The 9,370-nt window shown below is 32.5% G+C and carries 9 protein-coding genes; 7 read left to right on the top strand and 2 right to left on the bottom strand.

Annotation, left to right across the window (positions count from 1 at the left end; translation table 11 throughout):
• Positions 1–28 precede the first annotated feature (28 nt).
• Positions 29–148, bottom strand: a complete 120-nt coding sequence (locus tag EUBHAL_RS15145) for a helix-turn-helix domain-containing protein (RefSeq protein ID WP_167534381.1) — start codon at positions 146–148, stop codon at positions 29–31.
• 482 nt (positions 149–630) lie between these two features.
• On the opposite strand from EUBHAL_RS15145, the gene EUBHAL_RS16105 reads away from it, so the two are divergent.
• From EUBHAL_RS16105 to EUBHAL_RS02210, 7 genes are all read left to right on the top strand, one after another.
• Positions 631–834: a hypothetical protein gene (locus EUBHAL_RS16105; RefSeq protein WP_005344319.1), complete on the top strand. Its 204-nt coding sequence runs from the start codon at positions 631–633 to the stop codon at positions 832–834.
• 474 nt (positions 835–1,308) lie between these two features.
• Entirely contained in the window at positions 1,309–1,443 is a 135-nt protein-coding gene (locus EUBHAL_RS02185) for a hypothetical protein (RefSeq protein WP_330360892.1), read from the top strand.
• Positions 1,440–1,685 (top strand): PIN domain-containing protein, encoded by a 246-nt coding sequence (locus EUBHAL_RS02190; RefSeq protein ID WP_005344344.1) that lies wholly within the window; start codon positions 1,440–1,442, stop codon positions 1,683–1,685. The genes EUBHAL_RS02185 and EUBHAL_RS02190 overlap by 4 nt, the downstream gene beginning before the upstream one ends.
• Before the next feature lie 931 nt (positions 1,686–2,616).
• On the top strand, positions 2,617–4,104 hold the full coding sequence (locus EUBHAL_RS02195) for an Eco57I restriction-modification methylase domain-containing protein (protein WP_044921535.1): 1,488 nt from the start codon (positions 2,617–2,619) through the stop codon (positions 4,102–4,104).
• A complete protein-coding gene (locus tag EUBHAL_RS02200; protein ID WP_005344349.1) occupies positions 4,097–5,017 on the top strand; it encodes a BsuBI/PstI family type II restriction endonuclease in 921 nt (306 codons plus the stop codon). Before EUBHAL_RS02195 ends, EUBHAL_RS02200 begins: the two co-directional genes overlap by 8 nt.
• Before the next feature lie 241 nt (positions 5,018–5,258).
• Positions 5,259–7,517: a hypothetical protein gene (locus EUBHAL_RS02205; protein WP_005344351.1), complete on the top strand. Its 2,259-nt coding sequence runs from the start codon at positions 5,259–5,261 to the stop codon at positions 7,515–7,517.
• 54 nt (positions 7,518–7,571) lie between these two features.
• Positions 7,572–8,930: a hypothetical protein gene (locus tag EUBHAL_RS02210; protein ID WP_135960882.1), complete on the top strand. Its 1,359-nt coding sequence runs from the start codon at positions 7,572–7,574 to the stop codon at positions 8,928–8,930.
• A 143-nt stretch (positions 8,931–9,073) separates the two neighbouring features.
• Here EUBHAL_RS02210 and EUBHAL_RS16010 read toward each other — a convergent pair.
• Positions 9,074–9,370: hypothetical protein (locus tag EUBHAL_RS16010; RefSeq protein ID WP_005344354.1), on the bottom strand; the 297-nt coding region annotated here is incomplete at its 5' end.

The raw sequence follows: 9,370 nt of genomic DNA on the forward strand, positions 1-9,370 counted from the left end.
CTTGACAGATAAAGCGTCTGCTATTTTTTTAAGGGGATGGTTTGGTATTTCTTGTACCACTTTCGTAGGCACGAATGTAGGCTTCACTTGCACCAACCATTTCTCCTAATTGTTTTTGGGTAAGATTACGTTCTTGTCGAATTTGCATAATGAAAGTGAGCAAACCAACATTTGCAACATTCATGAAAGAAGGTGTCTCCTGCAAATACTATACATCATTCTTCATTTATATACAACCAATTTAAGTGTTTGAGTTTATGCAAATTTTATTCTAATCAAGTGATAAAATACCTCATGAGCATCCTGATTAGTATTTTCATCTTAGGATATCATGGGAAATACAAGGGCTTTTCTAAAAATAGTTTCTGTCACAGAACTACAATTGCTCATTTCCTCAATTCTGGAAAATGGGACGAATCCTTACTTTTAAATGTATTAAAACAATATGTCATTGAGATTCTTTATTCAGAAGCAGTCCGCATCGGGCCCCCCTGTTTTCTGTATTGTAGATGATACGATAGCTTCAAAGACAAAGCTTTTGTCACAGGCTCTGTATCCGATTAAAGATGCATATTTTTGCCAATCCCATTTAAAGGGAAAACAGGATTACGGGCATCAGGTAGTTGCTGTATGCTTTCCTGTAATGGCATTGTTCTGAATTATGCTTTTGTAATGTACAATAAATCCATTTCCAAGATTGATATTGTACAAAACATTGCAAAGGAACTGCCAGTTCCTCCAGTTATGTTCTACTTTTTTTGTGACTGCTGGTATGTTTCTGAAAAAATAATCAATACCTTTGCAGTAAAAGGATTTCATACAATCAGTGTGTAAAAAACAAACCGGATGCTTTATCCTTTTGAAATCAAAAAGAAACTAAATAAGTTTGCTACTCTTTTATTGGCTGCACATTCTGATTTTCAACTTGTGACAGTGAAAAACAAAAAATACTATGTGCATCGGTATGAGGGAAAAATCAACTGAAAATGCCATAGTTCTTTTAAGCTATCCTGAAAAAGCATTTGGAAACCCAAAAGCATCTAAAGATATTGGCTATTAATGTCACTAGAATATTATATATGTGTTATCGGAACAAATGAAGCCTGTTCTTTTGAGAATGGATATACTCAAATTTGTGACATCATATACGAGGAAAAATATCGATATATTTTTCAGTGTGCAAAAGCAAGCAGGGATTTTGAAGCATTTATGAAATTGGCGATATAGTTTTGTGCAATTTTTTGAATTTACTCACTTATAGCATATATATTGAATCAGACGCTATCTCATGGTCACGCGGCTGAAATTTTGGAAATAAGAAAATCAGAGTTAATTGATTTGTATGATAAACGGGGATATTCTTATTTTGATATGACGATGGATGATTTGGATGACGAACTGAATACATTCAGAGAACTTAAAAAGAAGGAGACTATGGTATGATTGTTATCTCTGATACAACACCGCTGATATCACTTCTTAAAATCAATCGAATAGATTTGCTGGAAAAATTGTTTGGAGATGTTCTGATTCCACAGGCAGTATTTGGAGAGTTGACAATTGATGAGCATTTCCAATTGGAAGCCGACCAGATTAGACAGAAGAAGTTCATCGTAGTGAAGCCTGTAAAAGATGCTGTTAAGCAGACTGAAAGACTAAATGTATCGTTTAAGAACAATAATTGACAAAAAGAGAAAAGAAAAGTTGATTATTTTAGTTGGAAAAGGAAACCGTTCCTGCTATAACCGTATTGTATATGAAAATAAATAATCGAGTGGTCTTCGAGTGGAACTCGAGTTTTCACTCGAGAGCCACTCGAGACAGAAAAATTGTAGATAGAACATCACGTTTATCAAAATGATAATGTCAAATTCCCTGCTCCCAATTATCTATAAAATGTCTACAAAAACAGCAATAGAAGTGTAGATATCATGGAATATATGGAATCTGCATACTAAATATATGAAAAATGAAATCAAGAGAATACAATATATAGATGACTACATAGAGTTTGAGTAGCAACATATTTCAGGGCAAACAGTTTTATCCAGTTTCAGGGCAAAACTTTCAGCCAGTGAAATGACAAAAATCATGTGAAAACATGAAATGCAATTTAGAATAAAGAATGACCTTGATGGTCTGGAATTTCCAGACTGTCAGGGTCTTTTTTCTTATCTGGCAGCAGTTTTCTAGGATTTGAAAAGTGGAGAAAAGCCTTATTTTAAGGGATTTTAGAGGTCTGGAAAGTGACATAAAATTTTAATTTTATGAGGACATCTAAAAACGGAAGCAATAAGAATATAAAAGAAAGTCTGGATGCAATTTCTGTTATTTTGGGAAGAAGAGTTTTATGATTTAACTACTCTGAAGGATAAAAACTTTGCCCTAAAATAGGATGAAAGCGTATCGGTATATCAGATTGTGCTTACAAGTGGTTTATGGCAGGAGATTTTTCTGTGAAAGGCGAGAATGCCAACAATGTTATAGACATAGATGATAATGATTGTAATACGACGAAGATAGAAAAACAGAATGTATGTTTGTGAAAGAGTGTTGAAAAAGGGAGTGTGCTATAGTATAATAGCAAGAAATAGAAGGCTTGTAGGTAGGTGGAATATGCTAGAAAAAATTATAGAGCTTACAAACGAATATATAGAGAGTATGCCGAAAAAAGAACGTAAAAAATATGGACAGTTTTTTACCAGTATGGAAACTGCCCGTTTTATGGCGGGATTATATAAGTTGGATGAGAAAACAGGCAGAGTAAGTGTGCTTGATGCAGGGGCTGGTTCAGGTATATTATCATGTGCTTTTATTGAGCGAATGGAAACAATAGATTCTATTCAGGAGATTGAGCTTACCTGCTATGAGAACGATGAAAATGTATTGCCATTGTTGAAACGTAATCTGGAATATTGTAAAGAAGAGACAAGAAAAAAACTTACAGTTAATATCGTTGAAGATAATTATATTTTGAGCCAGTATTTGGATTTTAATCATATGTTGGGAGGAAATGCGGAGCCTAAGAAATATGATTTTGTGATTGGAAATCCGCCGTATATGAAAATTCCGAAAGATGCGCCAGAAGCTACAGCAATGCCAGAGGTATGTTATGGTGCACCGAATTTATATTTCATTTTTGCGTCTATGGGATTATTTAATTTATGTGAAAATGGAGAGATGGTTTACATCATTCCAAGATCATGGACATCAGGGGCGTATTTTAAACGTTTCCGGGAATATTTTCTGACAGAGGGGAAATTGGAACATATTCATCTTTTTGTCAGCAGAAATAAGGTTTTCGACAAAGAAAGTGTGTTACAGGAAACAATTATTATCAAAGTAAGGAAGACGAGTGAAAAGCCAGAAACCGTTACGATTACATCATCGAAATCAAATAGTGATTTTGGGGAGCTGACATCATTAACAGTTCCGTATGATCTGGTTGTAGCAGGATCAGATTATTATGTTTATCTTGTGACAGATGAAAATGAAGTGGAAGTATTAAAGAAATTGCATAAATTTGATAAGACACTTCCGGCAATAGGAGTAAAAATGAAAACGGGATTGACCGTAGATTTCCGTAATCGTGATATTTTGAGGGATGAAGCGGAAGAGGGGGCAATACCTTTATTTTATTCACAGCATATAAAGCAAGGAAAGGTAGAATTTCCAATCCAGAAAGAACATGAATATGTGGTGACAGAACAAAAGGGATTAATGCAAGATAACAAGAACTATCTATTTGTAAAGCGATTTACAGCAAAGGAAGAACCACGAAGATTACAGTGTGGAGTATATTTGGCCAAAAGATTTCCGCAGTATCAAAAGATAAGTACACAGAATAAAATTAATTTTGTGGACGGTGTATTAACGGAAATGTCAGAATGCCTGGTGTATGGATTGTATGTATTATTTAATTCTACACTTTATGATGAATATTATCGTATTTTAAATGGGTCTACACAGGTTAATTCAACAGAGATTAATGCAATGCCGGTACCAGATTTAGAGGACATTCAGGAAATGGGCAGAAAAGTGCTTAAAAGTAAGGATTATTCGGAGGAAAATTGTAATTTGATATTGGAGGGATACTGTGGATAAGAAAATAGAAGAAGCAAGAGAATTTCTGCAAACAATAGGTATGCCAAAAGCACAGCAAGCGGATATATGCTGCTATGTGATACTGGCTATGGCGGGGATAAAGCCGGATATGTCATGGAGTGAAGGAACAAATGAATGGATTCGTATTCATGATATTATTCAGTTTGTTAATACATTTTATGGTATGAGTTATGCGGAAAACAGTAGAGAAACGTTTAGAAAACAGGCTCTGCATAGATTTCGTACCGCTGCTTTGATAGAGGATAATGGAAAAGCAACTAACAGTCCGAATTATCGGTACAGATTGACAGAAGAAACAGTGCAAATACTAAGAACTATGGGAACTCCAAAGTGGAAGGAATCTATAAAACGATTTCTTTGCTACCATGAGAAGTTAATTGATTTGTATGCTTCTAAAAAGAAGATGACAATGATGCCGGTAAATATAAATGGTGAAAGTTTTAAATTCTCTACAGGTAAGCATAATGAACTGCAAAAAGCCATTATCGAGGAATTTTCACCGAGATTTGCACCAAATTCTGAATGTTTGTACGTTGGCGATACAATAGAAAAAGATTTGGTAAAGAATGTAGAAAAATTAAAAGAACTGGGATTTGAAATTACGTTACATGATAAAATGCCTGATGTTGTATTGTATCGGGCAGATAAGAATTGGATTTATTTTGTGGAATCTGTAACATCGGTCGGTCCGATGGATCCAAAACGAATATTAGAAATTACAGAGATGACGAAAGATGTAACAGCAGGAAAAATATTTGTAACAGCATTTCTGGATTTCAAGACGTATAAGAGATTTGCGGAAGAACTTGCATGGGAAACAGAGGTCTGGATTGCTGAAATGCCGGAGCATATGATACATTTGAATGGTGATAGGTTTATGGGGCCGAGATGATAGTAAAAAAAAGTTAATTACAAACAACTTGCTCGAGGAGATATTTGTAGGTTTCGTAACATTGGCCTGCATCAAGTTTAAATTATTTGTCATGTTGTTTTGTCATAATGAGATTCTCTGCCAGTATAGTTTACCGTATGAATCCTATCTATATTTGGATTTATCATTTCGGCTAGTATTGTTTGATTTATATTTTACAGCAGAGTTATAGTGGATAGAATGTGCGGAAAGAGGAAGTGTAATGGAGTTTTTATCGGAGATAGAGATGTTTAGGGATTCTTTTTATAACGGTGATTCAAAAAGTGAAGTTTCTGTTGCAGTTGAAGAGGCAAAAAAATATGAGATTTTTAATTTGATTTCAAGAGTATCTGCATTGAATTTATTTCATCAAAATCAAACGAAATCGGTCATTCTTGATACATATATAGAAGGTTTATTACATCAAAAAAAAGATCAATTTCAATCTAAATATAACATTAGTCCGGGAAAATTTCGGAGAATAATTACTCAGATATCAGATACTAGTTTGAAGTATTCAGTTGATCCACCAGAAAATATGTTCGTGCAGAATATTATGTTTTATGGAAATTATAGAGTTTTAAATGGTATTGATCAGACACCAGCATATAATCTTCAAAACATGATTTCAATTTTGTTTACAAACGGAATCGAATATCCAAAAGACTTTTTGAATGAAGCATATATCTTAGTTAATGGAATGCTAACAATATCTGAAAAGATTGTAAGTGGAATTTCAGATATAAACAACGATCATAACACAGATGAAGAAAAAGGTGTAATAATACCACCAGCGATAGATTTAAATAAATATGCTGAATTAATCGTCATAGAAGGAACAAATTTTCGAAAACTATTTTTGGAAAAATCAGAATTACTTAATTTAACTACAATAGAATTTGGAGTTGAATTTGAGGATGATTTTGATAATAAATCATTTTATACTCGTCCATTCCTGTATAATGAAGAGCAAGATCAGTATATCCTCTTAAATGCTGGTTTGCTTCCAACAGCTATTGTATTTTGGATTACTTGTTTAGCTAAGAAATATGGAATATTTGAAAATGTCATGGAAAATTATAATAGTTATATTTTTCATGAGTGTAAAAAATATTTACGTTATCTTGGACACAAAAAAGTGCTTGAATCACAGATGGGAATAGAGTTATTTAACTGTAGTGGATATAAGGAATATATTGCATCTGTACAGAATAATCAGTTAGTAATCGTCCAGTATTTGTATGATGATGGTAAGAACTATGATGCGTATACATTGCATTCTCCTGTTAACAAAAAAGAATTTAATGACATGGTGCCTGAAAGATTAGCTTATCATTATTCTAAAATAGTTGAATATGGTGTAAACAAAGAAGATATTTTTGTAATAATTATAATTAATTCACTTGGGCGTGGAATTGCATATGGAATAAAGAAATATGATTATTTTTATCCTCCGTTAAGAGTTAATCCGTTTGAACTTATGTGTATTAGTATCAATGAAAAAACAGAAAGCATATTTATACCAAGATATTTGAAAGCAAAAAATAGTTTACGAACATTTGAAACGGGTATACTTAGTGAATTGAATCAAATAGAAATGTATTGTAATAACAATTATTCCTTTTATATGAATGATGACTTTGCACCGAGTGAGATTACAACATATTTTGCGCCGGGAGATTCGTTGGACTATATAATGCGTGCCATACAAAAGGAGGATAGACGGCTTGTTGAGGATTCTCAAGGTATCATGTTTTGTGAAGTTATTCTTAATGATAGGAAAAGAAAAATATATGTAGATCCTAATTGTATAAAGCGACAAGAAATCAGTTACTATATTGAATTTGACACTTTTAATATATGGATAGTTGCAAAAGAGATTTCAAATGCAAAAAAAATGGATTTGTGTTATTCGGTATTAGATTTGATATCGTACTGGTTAGCTGAGTGTAAAACAGTTTTGAATAAAATGAATGGAGGTGGGCGTACTTACGAAATTGAAATTATTTTATCGGATGAAGCTGAGAAATATTATTATTACAAAGAAAATCCAAAACCATTTATTGAAACACTAGAAATATGTAACTCTTTTTCGGTAATGGAAATATGTATTTCACCAGAAGCATTTCAATACTTGAATTACCGTGATAATTCAAGAGAAAAGGAATTTATTACCATAATTATTGATTATATTTATAAATTATTAGGAGAAACTGGTAAAATCAATTATGATTTAAATGTATTATTTGCCAATCCGATGCAAAAAAAGTTATTTTCTTTAGATTATCAAGAGTATCATTATCTTGAGCCTGTTGCAAATCGAGAAAATCATTTTGTGCATGGAGAAGATGAAGACATACTATTGAACGAAATTGGTGAGGAGCTTCTTAAAATAGGGAAATGGAATGTTGGCATAGTAGATGATGGAGAGAGAACTCAAATTGCACATGAGGTTGTTGGAATTCTTTATAGAAAACTTTAACAAGAGGTAGGTATATTAAACTCAAGAAATCTTATAGAAGTATTATATGATGATTTGGAAAAGGTTCTATTCAAACTTATGTTGTCTCAAAAAAGATACGCAGAAGATATTGCTTGTTATCCGGAAAAGGAGCAAGAAATATTTGAACAGACAAATAGAGATAATAAAGCTTCTATAGCATTAAAATTTCTTATTGAATATATTGCTGCTGTACCACCTAAAGGAAATATAAATATTGGCGAGAATCAATATGAACGATTGATAGCAATATGTTCTTTGATAATTGAATGGTCGTACAAAAATGATTTGTTTTATTATCAGATATTTAATACACCAATAGAAATATTGAAATCTCATCGTATTGGAATGAGACAACAAGAATTTCAACATATGTTCAGTGTTAATGAAGCAATTAGAAAGGAACAACTTATTGCATCTTCTGTTTTTGAGGATTCGGTTAATTTAGTTGAGCAAAAGAGCTTTATGGAAGAAATTAATCGGGCTTTTGAAAAAGAATATGGATACTCGCTTTATCAGCTTATGCTTTTGGCAGAAGGGCTGAGAGAATATAGCAAAAGTCAAAGTAGTGATACAGTTTATGTCGCAAAAATGAAGGATATTGTTGATTTCTTAAGCCAATATGATACAAGTTTCAATGAAGATACGGTAGATGTGATTATTGGTTCAATAGCACTGAGGCAACGAGAAGACTTTCTTGTTCCGCCAGAGTCGTTTAGAAAAGAGGATGTATATCCGTGGAGGTTTAATAGAGAGTTATCATTTACTAGACGCCCGATCATTATTCGTGGAGATGAAGTGATTTGGGGAAATAGACAACTAGATCATATGATAAGATTTACAGTGGGCTTAATTAATAATGGTAAATTAAAAGCGCATTCTCCTGAAATGAATTCATTGGTAGGGAAAATAAGTGATGAAAGAGGAGCCGAATTCAATGATCTTATATATAAGTTATTAATTAATCTTAACGTATTTGAAGTATACTCCAATATTAGCAAAGTTAATGGAATTCACATATCAGAAAATAATAACACACTAGGAGATATAGATGTGTTGATTATTGACCACGAGTATAATAAAATAATTGCGGCTGAGGTGAAAAATTTTAACTTTTCAAAAAATCCATATGAGATGCATTTAGAATATAAAAAGATGTTTGAAAATACAAAAAAGAAAAAAGGATATTATACAAAACATTGTCGGCGTGTTGAATGGTGCAACAAACATATAGGAGACTTCAAAAAACAATATGGATTAGATAATAATGAGTGGAAGGTTATAGGGTTATTTATTTTAAGTCAACCATTGGTGAGTACAGAGATTTATCATAAAGATATAAAAATGTTGACAGAAAAAGAATTATCTGTAAGTTCCATCAGAGCACTTTACTAATTGAACATGGGAATATAAAGTAAAGGTTGCCAGATATGTATTTGTAATTTATAATGAAGTGGCAACAAATTGGCAACAGAAAATCAGCAAGTCAAAATAATATATGTAACAGAGATATAATAACGGCAGAAAAGAGATAAAAACTAAACAGATATGTTTAATAACATCTTCGGACTTGCCGAGTTTGAATAGCGGACTAAATTGCGAAAAAGCCCATAAATAAAGGCTTTGCGGGCTGTCTGGATGTTCCAGTGGAGTGCAAATGGAGTTAAAAAATATTTTTTTCTTTGTTTTCTTTCCGGAGTTATCTGAGATTTTCGCAAAAAGTAACTATGCTCAGAAAATATAATTAGTGTGAATATGAAGAACAGTTTGTTTTGATGGAAATATTTTCCGTCAGGGCAGACTGTTTTTTTATACCCTTTTTCAATGATATAAAC

The sequence above is a fragment of the Anaerobutyricum hallii DSM 3353 genome (genome assembly GCF_000173975.1).
GTDB classification, from domain to species: Bacteria; Bacillota; Clostridia; order Lachnospirales; family Lachnospiraceae; genus Anaerobutyricum; species Anaerobutyricum hallii.

What these genes read in the sequence shown, in the direction of transcription:
- EUBHAL_RS15145 (WP_167534381.1), bottom strand. Translation starts at nt 148, where the DNA reads ATGCAAATTCGACAAGAACGTAATCTTACCCAAAAACAATTAGGAGAA.
- EUBHAL_RS16105 (WP_005344319.1), top strand. Translation starts at nt 631, where the DNA reads ATGCTTTCCTGTAATGGCATTGTTCTGAATTATGCTTTTGTAATGTAC.
- EUBHAL_RS02190 (WP_005344344.1), top strand. Translation starts at nt 1,440, where the DNA reads ATGATTGTTATCTCTGATACAACACCGCTGATATCACTTCTTAAAATC.
- EUBHAL_RS02195 (WP_044921535.1), top strand. Translation starts at nt 2,617, where the DNA reads ATGCTAGAAAAAATTATAGAGCTTACAAACGAATATATAGAGAGTATG.
- EUBHAL_RS02205 (WP_005344351.1), top strand. Translation starts at nt 5,259, where the DNA reads ATGGAGTTTTTATCGGAGATAGAGATGTTTAGGGATTCTTTTTATAAC.